Source organism: Streptomyces sp. NPDC053069, from assembly GCF_044546895.1.
Lineage (GTDB): Bacteria > Actinomycetota > Actinomycetes > Streptomycetales > Streptomycetaceae > Streptomyces.
On the sequence record NZ_JBITZN010000009.1, the window covers coordinates 148,360 to 166,154 of the forward strand.

Annotated in this window: 12 protein-coding genes; 8 read left to right on the forward strand and 4 right to left on the reverse strand. The window is 71.2% G+C overall.

Annotated features, from left to right (window positions below; genetic code table 11):
* Nucleotides 1–85: 85 nt before the first annotated feature.
* Entirely contained in the window at nt 86–1,504 is a 1,419-nt protein-coding gene (locus ACIGXP_RS22370) for a sugar porter family MFS transporter (protein WP_399770764.1), read from the forward strand.
* Between the two features lie 295 nt (nt 1,505–1,799).
* On the opposite strand, the gene ACIGXP_RS22375 is transcribed toward ACIGXP_RS22370, so the two are convergent.
* Entirely contained in the window at nt 1,800–2,771 is a 972-nt protein-coding gene (locus tag ACIGXP_RS22375; RefSeq protein WP_399770765.1) for an LLM class flavin-dependent oxidoreductase, read from the reverse strand.
* Between the two features lie 99 nt (nt 2,772–2,870).
* Nucleotides 2,871–4,322 carry a cytosine permease gene (locus ACIGXP_RS22380; protein ID WP_399770767.1) on the reverse strand — a complete coding sequence of 484 codons (1,452 nt, stop codon included), beginning with the start codon at nt 4,320–4,322 and terminating at the stop codon, nt 2,871–2,873.
* A gap of 169 nt (nt 4,323–4,491) precedes the next feature.
* On the opposite strand from ACIGXP_RS22380, the gene ftsY reads away from it, so the two are divergent.
* Nucleotides 4,492–5,706, forward strand: a complete 1,215-nt coding sequence (gene ftsY, locus ACIGXP_RS22385; RefSeq protein WP_399770771.1) for a signal recognition particle-docking protein FtsY — start codon at nt 4,492–4,494, stop codon at nt 5,704–5,706.
* 81 nt (nt 5,707–5,787) lie between these two features.
* Here ftsY and ACIGXP_RS22390 read toward each other — a convergent pair whose 3' ends face one another.
* The gene (locus ACIGXP_RS22390; RefSeq protein ID WP_363215785.1) at nt 5,788–6,450 is read right to left on the reverse strand and encodes a bifunctional DNA primase/polymerase; all 663 of its coding nucleotides are present in this window, start codon (nt 6,448–6,450) and stop codon (nt 5,788–5,790) included.
* Between the two features lie 491 nt (nt 6,451–6,941).
* Between ACIGXP_RS22390 and ACIGXP_RS22395 the strand changes: the two genes are divergently transcribed.
* From ACIGXP_RS22395 to ftsH, 6 genes are all read left to right on the forward strand, one after another.
* Nucleotides 6,942–8,420 (forward strand): hypothetical protein, encoded by a 1,479-nt coding sequence (locus ACIGXP_RS22395; RefSeq protein ID WP_399770775.1) that lies wholly within the window; start codon nt 6,942–6,944, stop codon nt 8,418–8,420.
* A gap of 341 nt (nt 8,421–8,761) precedes the next feature.
* On the forward strand, nt 8,762–10,105 hold the full coding sequence (locus ACIGXP_RS22400) for an ammonium transporter (RefSeq protein WP_399770777.1): 1,344 nt from the start codon (nt 8,762–8,764) through the stop codon (nt 10,103–10,105).
* The gene (locus ACIGXP_RS22405) at nt 10,102–10,440 is read left to right on the forward strand and encodes a P-II family nitrogen regulator (RefSeq protein ID WP_030990174.1); all 339 of its coding nucleotides are present in this window, start codon (nt 10,102–10,104) and stop codon (nt 10,438–10,440) included. The genes ACIGXP_RS22400 and ACIGXP_RS22405 overlap by 4 nt, the downstream gene beginning before the upstream one ends.
* Nucleotides 10,441–10,468: 28 nt before the next feature.
* Nucleotides 10,469–12,913: a [protein-PII] uridylyltransferase gene (locus tag ACIGXP_RS22410; protein ID WP_399770781.1), complete on the forward strand. Its 2,445-nt coding sequence runs from the start codon at nt 10,469–10,471 to the stop codon at nt 12,911–12,913.
* A 123-nt stretch (nt 12,914–13,036) separates the two neighbouring features.
* The gene (gene ffh / locus ACIGXP_RS22415; protein WP_399770783.1) at nt 13,037–14,587 is read left to right on the forward strand and encodes a signal recognition particle protein; all 1,551 of its coding nucleotides are present in this window, start codon (nt 13,037–13,039) and stop codon (nt 14,585–14,587) included.
* A gap of 61 nt (nt 14,588–14,648) precedes the next feature.
* The gene (gene ftsH, locus ACIGXP_RS22420; RefSeq protein WP_399770785.1) at nt 14,649–16,592 is read left to right on the forward strand and encodes an ATP-dependent zinc metalloprotease FtsH; all 1,944 of its coding nucleotides are present in this window, start codon (nt 14,649–14,651) and stop codon (nt 16,590–16,592) included.
* Here the strand turns inward: ftsH and ACIGXP_RS22425 are convergent.
* A complete protein-coding gene (locus ACIGXP_RS22425) occupies nt 16,589–17,506 on the reverse strand; it encodes an SAM-dependent methyltransferase (protein WP_363218175.1) in 918 nt (305 codons plus the stop codon). The two genes, ftsH and ACIGXP_RS22425, sit on opposite strands and share 4 nt — an antisense overlap.
* Nucleotides 17,507–17,795: the final 289 nt, after the last annotated feature.

Genomic DNA, 17,795 nt, shown 5'->3' on the forward strand with positions numbered 1-17,795 from the left:
TGCAACGTTGCTTTTACCTTCAGGTCTCACCTGTAAGGGCTCGTCCCCCACCCCGGCAGCGTTGCCGCGGCCCGAGGAGATTCACGTGACCAGCACAGCGCAGGCACCTCAGTCAGGAGCCAGGACGGCTCATCCCGAACATCTCGGGCACGTCATCTTCATCGCGGCGGCCGCCGCCATGGGCGGATTCCTCTTCGGCTACGACAGCTCCGTGATCAACGGCGCGGTCGAGGCCATCCGCGGCAAGTACGACATCGGCTCCGCCGCCCTCGCCCAGGTCATCGCCGTCGCCCTGATCGGCTGCGCCATCGGCGCCGCGACGGCCGGCCGGATAGCCGACCGCATCGGCCGCATCCGCTGCATGCAGATCGCCGCGGTCCTCTTCACGATCAGCGCCGTCGGTTCGGCCCTGCCCTTCGCCCTGTGGGACCTCGCCCTCTGGCGCATCGTCGGCGGCTTCGCCATCGGTATGGCCTCCGTCATCGGCCCGGCCTACATCGCCGAGGTCGCCCCGCCCGCCTACCGCGGTCGGCTCGGATCCTTCCAGCAGGCCGCGATCGTCGTCGGCATCGCCGTCTCGCAGCTGGTCAACTGGGGCCTGCTGAACGCCGCCGGCGGCAACCAGCGCGGTCACCTGATGGGCCTGGAGGCCTGGCAGGTCATGCTCGGCGTCATGGTCGTCCCGGCCGTCCTGTACGGCATGCTCTCCTTCGCGATCCCCGAGTCCCCGCGCTTCCTGCTCTCCGTCGGCAAGCGTGAGCGCGCCAAGGAGATCCTCGGCGAGGTCGAGGGCACGGGCGTCGACCTGGACGCGCGCGTCGCCGAGATCGAGCACGCGATGAAGAGCGAGCACAAGTCCACTTTCAAGGACCTGCTCGGCGGCGGCTTCTTCTTCAAGCCGATCGTCTGGATCGGCATCGGCCTGTCGGTCTTCCAGCAGTTCGTCGGTATCAACGTCGCGTTCTACTACTCCTCGACGCTGTGGCAGTCGGTCGGTGTCGACCCGACGGACTCGTTCTTCTACTCCTTCACGACGTCGATCATCAACATCATCGGCACCGTGATCGCGATGATCTTCGTGGACCGCGTCGGCCGCAAGCCGCTCGCGCTCATCGGCTCGGTCGGCATGGTCGTCGGTCTCGCGCTGGAGGCCTGGGCGTTCAGCTACCACCTGGTCGACGGCAAGCTCCCGAGCACGCAGGGCTGGACCGCCCTGATCGCCGCGCACCTCTTCGTCCTCTTCTTCGCCCTGTCCTGGGGTGTGGTGGTCTGGGTCTTCCTCGGCGAGATGTTCCCGAACAAGATCCGCGCCGCCGCCCTGGGCGTCGCCGCCTCCGCGCAGTGGATCGCCAACTGGGCCATCACCGCGAGCTTCCCGTCGCTGGCCGACTGGAGCCTCTCCGGCACCTACGTGGTCTACACGGTCTGCGCCGCGCTCTCCGTCCCGTTCGTCCTGAAGTTCGTCAAGGAGACGAAGGGCAAGGCGCTGGAGGAGATGGGCTGACCCGCACGGACAGCCCCCAGACCGAGGAGCAGGGGCCCAAGACCCCGCTGCCCCTCTCCTCGTACCCCCCGCCGCCCCCGCACCGGCCACTGCCCGGTCCGGGGGCGGTGGCCTGCGCGGGCCCCGCCGGGGCGGGGCGACCGGCAGATCCGTTCCACGCCACCGAACGCCCCATGTCCGCCTCGCCATCCCAGCGGCCCGCCTCACCGGCTCGTCTCAGCGGCTCGCCTCAGCCACCCGCCTCAGCGGTCCCCCTCAGCCGGCCCGCCTCAACCACCCACCCCAACCACCCGCCTCAGCCGCCCACCTCCGGCAGCACCCGCTCGGCGAACAACCGCAGGCTGCGCCAGCCCTCCTCCACCGGCATCCCGCCCACCAGCGGATGCAGGACCAGGCTGTCGGCGCCCAGCGCCACGCACTGTTCCGGGGTGAGGACGCGGTACACGCCCTCCGCCCGCAGCTCGTCCACCGTCGTGGCCGCCGACCTCACCGCCGAGCGGATCCGGCCCGACTGCCAGGAGGCGTACGTCCGGGCCTCGTGCAGGAAGTGCTCGCCGTAGTGCGCCCACGCCCGGTCCGGGTCCTCGGCGATGTGCAGCAGGGGAGTCTCGGCGGCCGGCATCATGACCCAGCCCTCGGTGCCGTACTCGGTGAGCCTCTCCTTGTAGTACGCCTCCAGCTCCGGCAGATACGCGCTGGGGAAGAACGGCAGGCCGAGCCGGGCCGCCCGGCGGGCGGCGGCCTTCGAGGAGCCGCCGACCAGGAGCAAGGGGTGCGGGTCGGTGAACGGGCGCGGGGTGAGCCGTACCGTACGGCCCCGGTACCCGAACTCCTCGCCGCTCCACGCCTTCAGCAGCGTCTCCAGCAGCTCGTCCTGGAGCCGGCCCCGGCGCCCCCAGTCGACGTCGAACAGGGCGTACTCCTCGGGCCGGTAGCCGATCCCGGCCACCGTGACCAGCCGACCGCCGCTCAGCAGGTCCAGTACGGCGATCTCCTCGGCCAGCCGCAGAGGCTCGTGCAGCGGGCCGATCACCGCCGACACCGTCACCGCGATGCTCCGGGTCGCCCCGAACACCGCGCCCGCGAAGGCGAACGGCGACGGCAGCCAGTTGTTCTCCGCGCCGTGGTGCTCTTCCGTCTGCACGGTGCTGATGCCGTGCTCGTCCGCGTACGCGGCCATCTCCAGGGCGGCCCGGTAGCGGGCGGAGAGGGCGGCGGGAGCGGCGCCGGGAGCGACGAGATTGAAACGGACGACCGTGACGGGCATGGGAAGTCCCCCTCCGGTGCGGCGCGGTGCGGTGCGGTGGAGGGGGACGGTAGCTGACGTAGCGTCAGATGGCCATGGCGTCCGGCCGGCCGGGAGCCGTCAGACGGTGACCGTCGTCGGCTCGTCCGCCGGCTCGGTGGCTGCCGCCGGCTCGGTCACCGCCGGCTTCGGCAGCACCAGGTACAGCACGCCCGAGATCACGACCGTGGCGACCCAGCCGAGGCCGTACTCGCCGATGACGTTGTTCTTCGCGAGCGGGCCGGTGAACCAGTCCGAGGTCGTGAACATCAGGCCCGAGACCAGGCCGATCGCCCAGGCGGCCACGGCCGCGGGGGAGAAACCGCCCCGGTACCAGTAGGCGCTGGTGCGGGTGGTGTCGGTCATCGCCTCGCCGTCGTACTCCGTGCGGCGCAGCATGTCCGCGCCGAACACGCCGACCCAGGCCGAGAAGGCGACCGCCAGCAGCGACAGGAAGGCGATGAACGAGCCCATGAAGCTCGTCGCCACCAGCATCAGCACCCCGCCGAAGATCAGCGAGATCACCGCGTTCACCGAGACCGCCCAGTGCCGCGGCACCTTGAAGCCCAGGGTCTGCGCGGTGAAGCCCGCCGAGTACATCGACATGGAGTTGATCAGCAGCATGCCGATCAGCGCGATGAACAGGTACGGCACCGCGATCCACGTCGGCAGGATCTCGCCGAGGAAGGACACCGGGTCGGTGGCCGAGGCCAGGTCCGGCGTGGAGACCGCCATCACCGCGCCCATGAGGACCATCGGCAGTACGACGACTCCCGCGCCGCCGACCGCCGTGCCCACGATCGCCTTCGAGGACGCCGTGCGCGGCAGGTAGCGGGTGAAGTCCGGCGCGGACGGGATCCAGCTGACACCGCCGGCCGCGATCATGCCGACACCGGTGATCACGGCGGCCGTCGAGCCGGCGCCGTGGTGCATCACCTTCGACCAGTCGGTGTTCACGGCCAGATAGACCAGGACCAGCACCGAGAAGACGCCGAAGAAATAGGTCGCGTACTTGTTGCACTTCTGCACGGCGTTGATGCCGAGCCCGGAGATCGCGAAGGTCGCGATGACGAACGCCAGCAGCATCACCATGTCGAGCACGCTGTTCGCCTTCAGGCCGAACAGCATGTCCAGAATGGTGAGCATCGCGTAGGCGCCGGTCACCGCGTTGATCGTCTCCCAGCCCCAGCGGGCCACCCAGATCAGCGAACCGGGCAGCAGATTGCCGCGCTGCCCGAAGACCGCGCGCGACAGCGCCATGCCCGGCGCGCCGCCCCGCTTGCCGGCGATGCCGATCAGCCCGACCAGGCCGTACGACACGGCCGGCGCGGTCACCGCGACGACGAGCGCCTGCCAGATGTTCAGGTGGTACGCCACGACGAGGCTCGCGCCCATGGTCAGCAGCAGCACGCTGATGTTGGCGCCCACCCAGGTGGGGAACAGCTCACGGGTCTTCGCGGTGCGCTCGTGATCCGGGACCTGCTCGATGCCACGGGTCTCGAGAGCGCCTTCGGTCTCGACGGTTTTGCTCATGAAAAAGGGGCCAGACGTGGGGGGACAGTGACGATCGGGACTCTACGCGCGTCAACCGAGTCGCCACCATCGTACTTTGCTCCGACTCCTTGCTTTAAGTGGCGTTTGTCTCTCAGAGGAAGCCACAAACAGCCTCTCGTCGTACCCCATGACTGATACTGGACGAGTTATGGAAACCGTCATCCTTGCTGTAGTCATCGCCGTGGTCGTGCTCGTCGCGCTCGGCGGGCTGGTCGTGGGCAGCCGGCGCCGGAAGCCGCTGCCTCCGCCGCCCCCGAAGACGCCCGACATCACCGCGCCCCCGGCCGAGCCGCATGTCGGCGACGAGGCCGAGACGCCGCGCGACGAACCGCGCCGGACGATCGAGGAGGTGGATCTCCCGGGCGGCCCCGCGGTCGCCGTCGAGGAGCCCCCCGTTGAAGAGGCTCCGGTCGAAGAGGCTCCCGCGATCGAGATCCCGGAGCCCACCGCGGGCCGGCTGGTACGGCTGCGTGCCCGCCTGTCCCGCTCCCAGAACGCCCTCGGCAAGGGCCTGCTCACGCTGCTCTCGCGCGAGCACCTGGACGAGGAGACCTGGGAGGAGATCGAGGACACGCTGCTCACCGCCGACGTCGGCGTGCAGCCCACCCAGGAACTGGTCGAGGGACTGCGCGAGCGCGTGAAGGTGCTCGGCACCCGCACGCCCGAGGAGCTGCGCGGCCTGCTGCGCGAGGAGCTGCTCAAGCTGGTCGGCACCGATGTCGACCGCACCGTGAAGACCGAGCCGGAGGACCGCAAGCCCGGCATCGTGATGGTCGTCGGCGTCAACGGCACCGGCAAGACCACCACGACCGGCAAGCTCGCGCGCGTGCTCGTCGCCGACGGCCGCACCGTCGTGCTCGGCGCCGCCGACACCTTCCGGGCCGCCGCCGCCGACCAGCTGCAGACCTGGGGCGAGCGGGTCGGCGCCTACACCGTGCGCGGGCCCGAGGCCGGAGACCCCGCCTCCGTCGCCTTCGACGCGGTCAAGGAAGGCAAGGAGATGGGGGTCGACGTGGTCCTCATCGACACCGCCGGGCGGCTTCACACCAAGACCGGGCTCATGGACGAGCTCGGCAAGGTCAAGCGGGTCGTGGAGAAGCACGCACCGCTCGACGAGGTGCTGCTGGTCCTGGACGCCACCACGGGGCAGAACGGCCTGGTGCAGGCCCGCGTCTTCGCCGAGGTCGTGGACATCACCGGCATCGTGCTGACCAAGCTGGACGGTACGGCCAAGGGCGGCATCGTCGTCGCGGTCCAGCGTGAGCTGGGTGTGCCGGTCAAGCTGGTCGGACTCGGCGAGGGAGCGGACGATCTGGCGCCGTTCGAGCCGGAGGCGTTCGTCGACGCGCTGATCGGTGACTGAGCGGTTACGGAATCCGGTAGCCGACGAGAAGCGCCCGCCCCGGCACATCCGGGGACGGGCGCTTCGCCGTACCGGAGTGGGTCACGCCCGCGCCCGAGACCGATGTGCCACATACGCCAGCGTCCCCAGCAGCAACCGCGCCGCCGGAGGCCGTGTCGCGCAGTCCAGCGCGGGCGGGCGCAGCCAGCGCACCGGGCCGAGGCCGCCCCGGTCGGAGGGCGGCGCCGTGAGGTACGCACCGGGGCCGAGGCCGCGCAGGTCCAGGGCGGAGGGGTCGTCCCAGCCCATGCGGTAGAGCAGCCGGGGGAGCTCGGCGGCGGCGCCCGGCGCGACGAAGAAGTGGGCGCGGCCGTCCGGGGTCGCGGTCACCGGGCCGAGGGGCAGGCCCATGCGCTCCAGGCGGACCAGGGCGCGGCGGCCGGCGGCCTCGGAGACCTCGATGGTGTCGAACGCCCGGCCCACCGGCAGCATCACCGCGGCGCCCGGGAACTCGGACCAGGCCTTGCTCACCTCGTCCAGCGTGGCCCCGGCCGGCACCTGCGGTGCGAAGTCCAGCGGATGGGCGCCGGGTGCGGGGCAGTCGGCGTTCCCGCACGAGCAGGCGCCCGCCGCGGCCCGCGCGCCGGGCACGACGTCCCAGCCCCACAGACCGGTGAACTCGGCGACGGTGGTGCACTCCGACGAACGGCCGCGCCGGCGTGTGCCGGAGCGGATCTCGCGAATGCCGCCGATCGTGAAGCCCATGCCCCCTCCAACGGGTCCTGCGCGCCGGTGGTTACGACACGGAACGAGACGGAAGCGGAACGTAACGCTACGGCTCCGCCTGCCCGCGCCGACGCCAGGCCAAGGCGGCGCCTTGAAGCGCAACGGGGTGGCACATGGAGCGCTACGCGCCCCCTCGTGCTTCACTCCGCCCACTTCCGGCCGTCCTATGTCAAGTGAATCCTGTGCGAGCGTCCGTGAGTTCATTCGAAGGGGTGGCGAATGGTGGCGTTTCCGGGATCCACGTGGCTGAGCGGGTGATCGTAGGATTACTGTGAGTGTGCGAGTCCGGGAGGCATATGCACCGATGGGTATGCCGGAGGCGAGTCGTCAGCTCGTTCGAAGGGTGAGAACCTCCGGGCGGGAAGCCGTATTTACCGGCATTCTGATAGGGCTTGGCGCGCGGCGGTCTCCCTGCGGGGCGACCGAGGGTCGCAACGACGACAAGTGTTTCCAGGGATGGGGGCGTTCCAGTGAGCGGCAACGGCGGTAGCGGGGCGAACGCTGACAAGCGCCCCAACGAGCTGCTCGGCTCGTGGTTCGTGCGCAGCGGCTGGTCCAAGGGCGAGCTGGCCCGCCAGGTGAACCGCCGGGCCCGCCAGCTGGGCGCCAACCACATCTCCACGGACACCTCTCGGGTACGCCGCTGGCTGGACGGGGAGAATCCGCGGGAGCCGATCCCGCGCATCCTCTCGGAGCTGTTCTCGGAGCGCTTCGGCTGTGTGGTCTCCATCGAGGACCTCGGCCTGCGCGCCGCCCGCCAGTCACCCTCCGTGTCCGGAGTCGACCTGCCCTGGACCGCCCCGCAGACGGTCGCGCTGCTCAGCGAGTTCTCGCGCAGCGACCTGATGCTGGCCCGGCGCGGCTTCCTCGGCACCTCGCTCGCGCTGTCCGCCGGCCCGTCCCTCATCGAGCCCATGCAGCGCTGGCTCGTGCCCACGCCCGCCTCCGCGGTCCCGCCCGAGCCGGAGCCGGTCCTCGACTCCCGCAGGCCCGGCCGGCTCTCCAAGCCCGAGCTGGACCTGCTGGAGTCCACCACGCGGATGTTCCGCCAGTGGGACGCCCAGTGCGGCGGCGGCCTGCGCCGCAAGGCGGTCGTCGGCCAGCTGCACGAGGTCACCGACCTGCTCCAGGAACCCCAGCCGGAGGCCACCACCCGCAGGCTCTTCAAGGTCGCCGCCGAGCTGGCCGAGCTGGCCGGCTGGATGTCGTACGACGTCGGGCTCCAGCCCACCGCGCAGAAGTACTTCGTCCTCGCCCTGCACGCGGCCAAGGAGGCCGGCGACAAGCCGCTCGGCTCGTACATCCTCTCCAGCATGAGCCGCCAGATGATCCATCTCGGCCGGCCCGACGACGCCCTGGAGCTGATCCACCTCGCCCAGTACGGCAGCCGGGACTGCGCGAGCCCGCGCACCCAGTCCATGCTGTATGCGATGGAGGCCCGCGCCTACGCCAACATGGGCCAGCCCGGCAAGACCAAGCGCGCGGTCCGCATGGCCCAGGACACCTTCGCCGAGACCGACGAGTGGGACGAGCCGGACCCCGACTGGATCCGCTTCTTCTCCGAGGCCGAGCTGTACGGCGAGAACTCCCACTCCTTCCGCGACCTCGCCTACGTCGCCGGGCGCAGCCCCGCCTACGCCTCCCTGGCCGAGCCGCTCATGCAGCGCGCGGTGGAACTGTTCGCCAAGGACAGCGAGCACCAGCGGTCGTATGCGCTCAACCTGATCGGCATGGCCACCGTGCACCTGCTCCAGCGCGAACCGGAACAGAGCACGGCCTATGCCTCCCGAGCCATGGAGATCGCCAAGAAGGTCCGCTCCGAGCGTGTGAACACTCGTATCCGAAAGACGGTCGACACGGCCGTACAGGACTACGGCGATCTCGCCGCCGTCGTCGACCTCACCGACCAGCTCGCCGTCGACCTGCCGGAGACCGCCGAAGCGGTCTGACACCTCCGGCACCGTGCCCCGGCCGCGGCCGGTCCTCCCGAACTGCCCGACTCGGCTCCCCCGCGCCAGGTCATCGGAGAGGCCCGCCGCGGCCGGCTTGCGTCTCCGGCAGGATCCTCCGGGAGGTTGCGCCACGATAACGATCGACGAGCCCGGAATCCGGCGGTTCATCCAGGCGTAACAAGCAGGGCGCCCTTGTCACCCCGGCGAAACAACGAGGGGCTTCCACCGAAACCGCGCTGCGCCAATCTCTTGGCGCATAACCGGCCTACACCCCCCGACCCGCCGGACCGCTCAGGCACCGCCCGCACGGGGCCGTACCAACCGACGAGGAGACGCCGATGGCCCCAGCCATCACGCTTGCCGCGGAGGCACCCAAGCTGTCTGCCGCGAACACAGGCTTCATGCTCATCTGTTCCGCCCTGGTGCTGGTCATGACCCCGGGCCTGGCCTTCTTCTACGGAGGCATGGTCCGCGTCAAGAGCACCCTCAACATGCTGATGATGAGCTTCATCAGCATGGGCATCGTCACCATTCTCTGGGTGCTCTACGGCTTCTCCCTCGCCTTCGGGGAGCACAACAGCCTCATCGGCTGGAACTCCGACTGGTTCGGCCTCGGCAACATCGGGCTGACGGAGCTGTGGCCCGGCTACACCATCCCGGTGTTCGTCTTCATGGTCTTCCAGATGATGTTCGCCATCATCACCCCGGCCCTGATAAGCGGCGCCCTCGCGGACCGGGTGAAGTTCTCGGCCTGGTCGCTGTTCATCGCCCTGTGGGCCACGATCGTCTACGTCCCGGTCGCCCACTGGGTCTGGGGCGCCGACGGCTGGGCCTTCAAGCTCGGCGTGATCGACTTCGCGGGTGGTACGGCGGTCCACATCAACGCGGGTGCTGCCGCCCTCGGTGTCATCCTCGTCATCGGCAAGCGCGTCGGCTTCAAGAAGGACCCGATGCGCCCGCACAGCCTCCCGCTGGTCATGCTCGGCGCGGGCCTGCTGTGGTTCGGCTGGTTCGGCTTCAACGCGGGCTCCTGGCTCGGCAACGACGACGGCGTCGGCGCGCTGATGTTCGTCAACACGCAGGTCGCCACCGGCGCCGCCATGCTGGCCTGGCTCGCCTACGAGAAGATCCGGCACGGCGCGTTCACCACGCTGGGCGCCGCCTCCGGCGCGGTCGCCGGTCTGGTCGCGATCACCCCGTCCGGTGGCGCGGTCTCCCCGCTCGGCGCGATCGCCGTCGGCGCCATCGCCGGTGTCGCCTGCGCCGCGGCGGTGGGCCTGAAGTTCAAGTTCGGCTACGACGACTCCCTCGACGTCGTCGGCGTCCACATGGTCGGCGGCATCATCGGCTCCCTGCTCATCGGCTTCTTCGCCACCGGCAAGGGCCAGTCCACCGCCACGGGTGTCTTCTACGGCGACCACACCTGGACCCAGCTGTGGAAGCAGTGCGCCGGTGTCGGCGCGGTCCTCGCCTACTCCCTGATCGTCTCCGCGGTCCTCGCCTTCCTGCTGGACAAGACGATCGGCATGCGGGTCACCGAGGACGAGGAGATCTCCGGCATCGACCAGGCCGAGCACGCCGAGACCGCCTACGACTTCAGCGGCGCCGGCGGCGGTGTCATCGGCTCCGCCGCCCACTCCCCGGCCCTGGCCGCCGCGCAGACCAAGAAGGTGGACGCATGAAGCTCATCACCGCCGTCGTCAAGCCCCACCGGCTCGACGAGATCAAGGAAGCCCTTCAGGCCTTCGGCGTCCACGGCCTGACGGTCACCGAGGCCAGCGGTTACGGTCGTCAGCGGGGCCACACCGAGGTCTACCGCGGTGCCGAGTACACCGTCGACCTGGTCCCCAAGATCCGCATCGAGGTGCTGGCCGAGGACGACGACGCCGAACAGCTGATCGAGGTCATCGTCAAGGCGGCCCGCACCGGCAAGATCGGTGACGGCAAGGTCTGGTCGCTGCCGGTCGAGACCGCCGTACGGGTCCGCACCGGCGAGCGCGGTCCGGACGCGCTCTGAGGACACCTCTGAGAAACGGAGTCGCTGGGTGACGGGAACGGACGTGCGAACTGAAGCAGAGGACTCGGGACCCAGCGGTTACGCGGCGGCCCGGCTGCGCCTCCTCACCGAGGGGGCGCGGTCCGGGCCGCCGCGCCGTGCCGCCCTCGCGGGGCTGACCGACGACTGGCTCGCCGGGCTGTTCGCCGCGGCGGCGGACGGGGTGCACGGGGTCTCCCTCGTCGCCGTGGGCGGCTATGGCCGCGGCGAGCTGTCCCCGCGCAGCGACCTCGACCTCCTGCTGCTGCACGACGGCTCCGACCCGGGCGCGGTCGCCGCCCTGGCCGACCGCCTCTGGTACCCCGTCTGGGACCTCGGCCTCGCCCTCGACCACTCCGTGCGCACCCCCGCGGAGGCCCGCAAGACCGCGGGCGAGGACGTGAAGGTCCAACTGGGCCTCCTGGACGCCCGTCATCTCGCCGGCGACGCCGGCCTCACCGCCGGGCTGCGTACGGCCGTCCTCGCCGACTGGCGCAACCAGGCCCCCAAACGCCTCCCCGAACTCCGGGAACTGTGCGCCGAGCGCGCCGAACGCCAGGGCGAGCTGCGGTACCTGCTCGAACCCGACCTCAAGGAGGCCCGCGGCGGCCTGAGGGACGCCACCGCGCTGCGTGCCGTCGCCGCCTCCTGGCTCGCCGACGCCCCGCGCGAGGGCCTCGCGGACGCCCGCCGGCGCCTGCTCGACGTACGGGACGCGCTGCATCTGGCCACCGGGCGCGCGACCGACCGGCTCGCGCTGCAGGAGCAGGACCAGGTGGCGGCCGAGCTGGGGCTGCTGGACGCGGACACGCTGCTGCGGCAGGTCTACGAGGCGGCGGGGGTCATCTCGTACGCCAGTGACGTCACCTGGCGCGAGGTCGGGCGCGTGTTGCGTTCACGCGCCGTCCGCCCGCGCCTGCGCGCCATGCTGGGCGGCGGCAAGCCGGTCGCGGAGCGCTCCCCGCTGGCCGAGGGCGTGGTGGAGCAGGACGGCGAGGTGGTGCTCGCCCGTGCCGCGCGCCCGGAGCGCGATCCCGTGCTCCCCCTGCGCGCCGCGGCCGCCGCCGCGCAGGCCGGCCTCCCGCTCTCCCTGCACGCCGTACGACGCATGGCCGCCACCGCGCGCCCCCTGCCGACGCCCTGGCCCGCCGAGGCCCGCGAGCAGCTGGTGACGCTGCTCGGCTCCGGACGCCCGACGGTGGACGTCTGGGAGGCGCTGGAGGCGGAGGGCCTGATCAGCCGCCTGCTGCCGGACTGGGAGCGGGTCCGCTTCCGCCCGCAGCGCAATGCCGTCCACATCTGGACGGTCGACCGGCACCTGATCGAAACGGCCGTCCGCGCCTCGGAACTGACCCGCCGCGTCAGCCGCCCCGACCTGCTCCTGGTCGCCGCCCTGCTGCACGACATCGGCAAGGGCTGGCCGGGCGACCATTCGGTGGCCGGCGAGATCATCGCCAAGGACGTGGCCGCACGGATCGGCTTCGACCGCGCGGACGTGGCCGTGCTGTCCCTCCTGGTCCGCCACCACCTGCTGCTGATCGAGACGGCCACCCGCCGCGACCTGGACGACCCGGCGACGGTCCGCTCGGTCGCCGAGGCGGTCGGCACCCAGAGCACCCTGGAGCTGCTGCACGCGCTGACGGAGGCCGACGCCCTCGCCACCGGACCGGCGGCCTGGTCCTCCTGGCGCGGCTCCCTCGTCGCCGACCTGGTCCGCCGCGTCGGTGCCGTGCTCGCCGGGGACGCCCCCGACGAGCCGGAGCCCGCCGCGCCCACGGTCGAGCAGGAGCGGCTGGCGATCGAGGCGTACCGCACGGGAGGCCCGGTCCTCGCGCTGCGCGCCCAGCCGGAACCGGTCGCTGAGGAGGGCGGCTCCGGCGAGCCCCTCGGCGTCGAGCTGCTCATCGCCGTACCCGACCAGCCCGCCGTGCTCCCGGCGGTCGCCGGCGTCCTCGCGGTCCACCGCCTCACGGTCCGTACGGCGGAACTCCGCGCCGTGAGGCTGCCCGACGACGTCGAAGACGGCTCGGTCCTGCTGCTCAACTGGCGGGTCGCCGCCGAGTACGGCTCACTGCCGCAGGCCACCCGGCTGCGCGCCGACCTCGTCCGCGCCCTCGACGGCACCCTGGACATCGCCGGCCGCCTCGCCGAACGGGACGCGGCCTACCCCCGTCGGCGCGGCTGGGTCGCCCCGCCGCCCCGCGTGACGGTGGCCCCGGCCGCCTCCCGCCACGCCACGGTGATCGAGGTCCGCGCCCAGGACGCCCCGGGGCTGCTGCACCGCATCGGCATGGCGTTGGAGAAGGCGGGGGTACGGGTGCGGAGCATGCATGTGAGCACGCTGGGCTCCAACGCCGTCGATGCGTTCTACGTCACCACCGGCACGGGTGCGCCACTGCCGGCGGAGGACGCGGCGTCGACGGCGAGAGTGCTGGAGGAGACCCTGCGGGCGTGACCCCGTAGGGTCGGTTGTCCCCGCGCACTCACTCGATGCGGGCGCGCGAGGACGAAGAGCTTGCGGGGCCGGATACCCTGGAAGACGCTCAGACTGCCCCCGACTCCGAGGACCGACGCCGCCGTGTTCGATACTCTCTCCGACCGCCTCTCAGCGACCTTCAAGAATCTGCGCGGCAAGGGGCGTTTGAGCGAGGCGGACATCGACGCCACCGCACGCGAGATCCGCATCGCGCTCCTGGAAGCGGACGTCGCCCTTCCTGTCGTCCGGACGTTCATCAAGAACGTCAAGGAGCGTGCACTCGGCGCCGAGGTCTCGCGCGCGCTGAACCCGGCCCAGCAGGTCCTGAAGATCGTCAACGACGAGCTGGTGACCATCCTCGGCGGCGAGACCCGGCGTCTCCGCTTCGCCAAGCAGCCCCCCACCGTGATCATGCTGGCGGGTCTGCAGGGTGCCGGTAAGACCACCCTCGCGGGCAAGCTCGGCCGCTGGCTGAAGGAGCAGGGCCACTCCCCGCTGCTGGTCGCCGCCGACCTCCAGCGCCCGAACGCCGTCAACCAGCTCAGCGTCGTCGCCGAGCGCGCGGGCGTCGCCGTCTACGCGCCCGAGCCGGGCAACGGCGTCGGCGACCCGGTGAAGGTCGCCAAGGAGTCCATCGACTTCGCGAAGTCCAAGGTCCACGACATCGTGATCGTGGACACCGCCGGCCGCCTCGGTATCGACGCCGAGATGATGCAGCAGGCCGCGGACATCCGCGACGCGGTCTCCCCGGACGAGATCCTGTTCGTCGTCGACGCGATGATCGGTCAGGACGCCGTCAACACCGCCGAGGCCTTCCGCGACGGCGTCGGCTTCGACGGCGTGGTGCTCTCCAAGCTCGACGGTGACGCCCGCGGTGGTGCCGCCCTGTCGATCCGGCAGATCACCGGCAAGCCGATCATGTTCGCGTCGAACGGCGAGAAGCTGGACGACTTCGACGCCTTCCACCCGGACCGGATGGCCTCCCGCATCCTCGACCTGGGTGACCTGCTCACCCTGATCGAGCAGGCGGAGAAGACCTTCAGCCAGGAAGAGGCCGCCAAGATGGCCTCGAAGCTGGCGTCCAAGAAGGGCCAGGACTTCACCCTGGACGACTTCCTGGCCCAGATGGAGCAGGTCCGCAAGATGGGCTCCATCTCCAAGCTGCTCGGCATGCTCCCGGGCATGGGCCAGATCAAGGACCAGATCCAGAACATCGACGAGCGGGAAGTCGACCGCGTGGGCGCGATCATCAAGTCGATGACCCCGGCCGAGCGCCAGGACCCGACGATCATCAACGGCTCCCGCCGCGCCCGTATCGCCAAGGGTTCCGGTGTCGAGGTCAGCGCGGTGAAGAACCTGGTCGAGCGGTTCTTCGACGCCCGCAAGATGATGTCGCGCATGGCCCAGGGCGGCGGCATGCCGGGCATGCCGGGGATCCCGGGCATGGGCGGCGGCCCGGGCCGGCAGAAGAAGCAGCAGAAGAAGGCCAAGGGCAAGCAGCGCTCCGGCAACCCGATGAAGCGCAAGCAGCAGGAGCTGGAGGAGGCCGCCCGCCGGGCCGCCGCGGCGGAGGGCGGCAACGCCTTCGGGCTGCCGCAGCAGGGCGGCCAGGACTTCGAGCTGCCGGACGAGTTCAAGAAGTTCATGGGCTGACTCCGCCCCTGAGTTCACCTCTGCGCGTGCCGGGGTCTGGTCAGTGCCGTACCGTCCGCATATGACCAACCCCGCGCCGCCACGCAAGTCACCCGACCAGCCCTGGCGTACCGAGGGCGCCCCGGACGAGCCGCCGCAGCAGCCGCCCGGCGGGCGCCGGATGCGCGGGGGCTGGTGGCGGCTGGTCGTCACCGCGCTGGTCGTGTACCTGATCGCCAACCTGGTGTTGTCCTACTTCGACCAGGCCAACGAGCCGACGATCTCGTACACCGAGTTCAGCAAGCAGGTCAACGACGGCAATGTCGCCAAGATCTACGCCAAGGGCGACTCGATCCAGGGCCAGCTGCGCAAGCAGCAGAAGAAGCCCGAGGGCGGCGGGAACTACACCAAGTTCAACACCGAGCGCCCGTCGTTCGCGCACGACGACCTCTGGGCGAACCTGACCAAGCACAAGGTGACGGTCACCGCCGAGCCGGTCGTCCAGCACCGCAGCTTCCTGTCCAACCTGCTGATCTCGCTGGCGCCGATGCTGGTGATCGTCGCCCTGTGGATCTTCATCGCGCGGCGGATGAGTGCGGGCCTCGGCGGCGCGGGCGGCATGCTGGGCCGCAAGGCACCGCCGAAGCCGGTCGAGCTGGTGCCGGGCGAGAAGCGCACCACCTTCGAGGACGTGGCCGGCATCGACGAGGTCGAGGGCGAGCTGAACGACGTCGTCGACTTCCTGAAGAACCCCGACGCCTACCGCCGTATGGGCGCCAAGATGCCCCGCGGGGTGCTGCTGGCCGGCCCGCCCGGCACCGGCAAGACACTGCTCGCGCGGGCGGTGGCCGGCGAGGCGGGTGTGCCGTTCTTCTCCGCGTCCGCGTCCGAGTTCATCGAGATGATCGTGGGCGTGGGCGCCTCGCGTGTGCGGGAGCTGTTCGCGGAGGCCCGCAAGGTCGCCCCGTCGATCATCTTCATCGACGAGATCGACACCATCGGGCGGGCCCGCGGCGGCGGCGCCTCGATGGGCGGGCACGACGAGCGCGAGCAGACCCTCAACCAGATCCTCACCGAGATGGACGGCTTCTCCGGCTCGGAGGGCGTCATCGTCATCGCCGCCACCAACCGCGCCGACATCCTCGACCCGGCGCTGACCCGCCCCGGCCGCTTCGACCGGGTGGTCCAGGTCTCGCCCCCGGACCGCGGCGGCCGCGAGGCCATCCTGGAGATCCACACCCGTGACATCCCGCTCGCCGGGAACGTCGACCTCGCCCAGGTCGCCCGTACGACCCCGGGCATGACCGGCGCCGATCTGGCCAACCTCGCCAACGAGGCCGCGCTGCTCGCGGTGAAGCGGAAACAGGCGCACGTGACCCAGTCCGACCTCTCCGACGCACTGGAGAAGGTCCAGCTCGGCGCGGAACGCCCGCTGGTGATGCCCGAGGAGGAACGCCGGCGCACCGCCTACCACGAGAGCGGGCACGCCCTGCTCGGCATGCTCCAGCCGGGCGCCGACCCGGTCCGCAAGATCACCATCGTGCCCCGCGGCCGCGCGCTCGGCGTCACCCTCTCCACACCGGACGCCGACAAGTACGCGTACACCGAGGAGTATCTGCGCGGCCGGATCATCGGCGCCCTCGGCGGCATGGCGGCCGAGCAGGTCGTCTACGGCGTGATCACCACAGGTTCCGAGAGCGACCTGGAACAGGTCACCAACATCGCGCGCGGGATGGTGTCCCGCTGGGGCATGAGCCGGGAGGTCGGCCGCCTCTCCGCCCTTCCCAACGACGCCCAGCAGGCCTACGGCCTCGCCGCCGCCCCGCAGACCCTCGACGTGATCGACGCCGAGATGCGCCGGATCGTCGACGAGTGCTACGAGGAGGCCTGCCGCAAGCTCCGCGACCACCGCGGCCAGTTGGACGCTCTCGCCGAGGCGCTGCTGGCGAGCGAGACGCTGGAGGAGGCGGACGCGTACCGGATCGCGGGGATCCCGCGCCTGGCCAAGGAGAGCGACACCCCCTAGGGCACCCGGGCGTCCTGGGGCACCCGGGCGACGAGGTAGCGGAAGACGTTCGGCATCCAGACGGTCCCGTCCGGGCGCCGGTGCGGATGCAGGGCCTCCGTCAGCTCCTTGTCGACCTGCTTGGCGTCGGTGGCCGCGATCGCCGCGTCGAACAGGCCGGTCGACAGCAGCCCGCGTACCGCGCTGTCGACGTCGGCGTACCCGAACGGGCAGGCCACCCGCCCCGAGCCGTCGGGCTTCAGCCCCGCCCGCTGGGCGACCTCCTCCAGGTCGTCCCGCCGGGCGGGCCGCCAGCTGCGCGCGCTGCGCAGCGGATCGGCCAGTTTCGTCGCCACCCGCAGCACCGAGGAGGTGGCGCAGCGCTCCGGAGGGCCCCACCCGGTCAGCACCACGGCGGCGCCGGGCGCGGCCAGCGGCAGCGCCTCTGCGAGCAGCTCGCCGAGCCCCTCGGAGTCGCCGGCGAGACAGCCGATCGGCTCGAAGACGGTCACCAGGCCGTACGTGGCCGTCTGAGCGCCGGCCGCGTCACGGGGCGGGCCGTCGACGAGCCGCGCCTGCGTACGCGCGCGTGGGCGGCTGCTTCCGCCGTGCACGGCCATGTCGCCGTTGCCGTCCCGCGGGGCTTGCGGCAGCAGCCGTTCGCGGGCGAGGGCGAGCCGTTCGGGGGAGGAGGTGTCGACCCCCGTGACCGTGGCAGCTCTGCCCGCCGCCAGCAGCAGCGCGAGCCCGGAACCGCAGCGCAGGCCCAGCAGCCGGGTGGCGGGACCCACTTCGAGTCGTTCGTAGACGGCTTCGTAGAGCGGCACCAGCATCCGCTCCTGGATCTCGGACCAGTCACGCGCGCGTGCGCACAGATCCACGCGGGGTGCGGAATCCGCGTGCAACGCGTGCTGCCGCACGAGCGTAGGTGTCATAGGTAAGCGCCCCAATCCGCCGACAGTTCGCCGCTGTGCCCGGTTGCGTGGCCCCCGTGCCGTGCGCGCGCACTTCCCACGTATGTCAGGTAACTCCCGGCTCGCCGACCCGTCCAGGGGGCGTGGGCTCCCGCTTGGACTCCGGACGCGGGTGTGGCGAGATTTCACATCCCCGTCATCCGCAAGGCCATACGGTGTCCGCTTCCGGGGTACCGACCGGTGCCGGGGCGCCGGACGGCGAGCGGTAACGTCACGGCCGTCACAGACGCTGACCGAAGTGAGGCATCGC

Coding starts and splice junctions, on each gene's coding strand:
- ACIGXP_RS22375 (WP_399770765.1), bottom strand. CDS start 2,771: ATGCCCGTCACGGTCGTCCGTTTCAATCTCGTCGCTCCCGGCGCCGCT.
- ACIGXP_RS22380 (WP_399770767.1), bottom strand. CDS start 4,322: ATGAGCAAAACCGTCGAGACCGAAGGCGCTCTCGAGACCCGTGGCATC.
- ftsY (WP_399770771.1), top strand. CDS start 4,492: ATGGAAACCGTCATCCTTGCTGTAGTCATCGCCGTGGTCGTGCTCGTC.
- ACIGXP_RS22390 (WP_363215785.1), bottom strand. CDS start 6,450: ATGGGCTTCACGATCGGCGGCATTCGCGAGATCCGCTCCGGCACACGC.
- ACIGXP_RS22400 (WP_399770777.1), top strand. CDS start 8,762: ATGGCCCCAGCCATCACGCTTGCCGCGGAGGCACCCAAGCTGTCTGCC.
- ACIGXP_RS22405 (WP_030990174.1), top strand. CDS start 10,102: ATGAAGCTCATCACCGCCGTCGTCAAGCCCCACCGGCTCGACGAGATC.
- ftsH (WP_399770785.1), top strand. CDS start 14,649: ATGACCAACCCCGCGCCGCCACGCAAGTCACCCGACCAGCCCTGGCGT.
- ACIGXP_RS22425 (WP_363218175.1), bottom strand. CDS start 17,506: ATGACACCTACGCTCGTGCGGCAGCACGCGTTGCACGCGGATTCCGCA.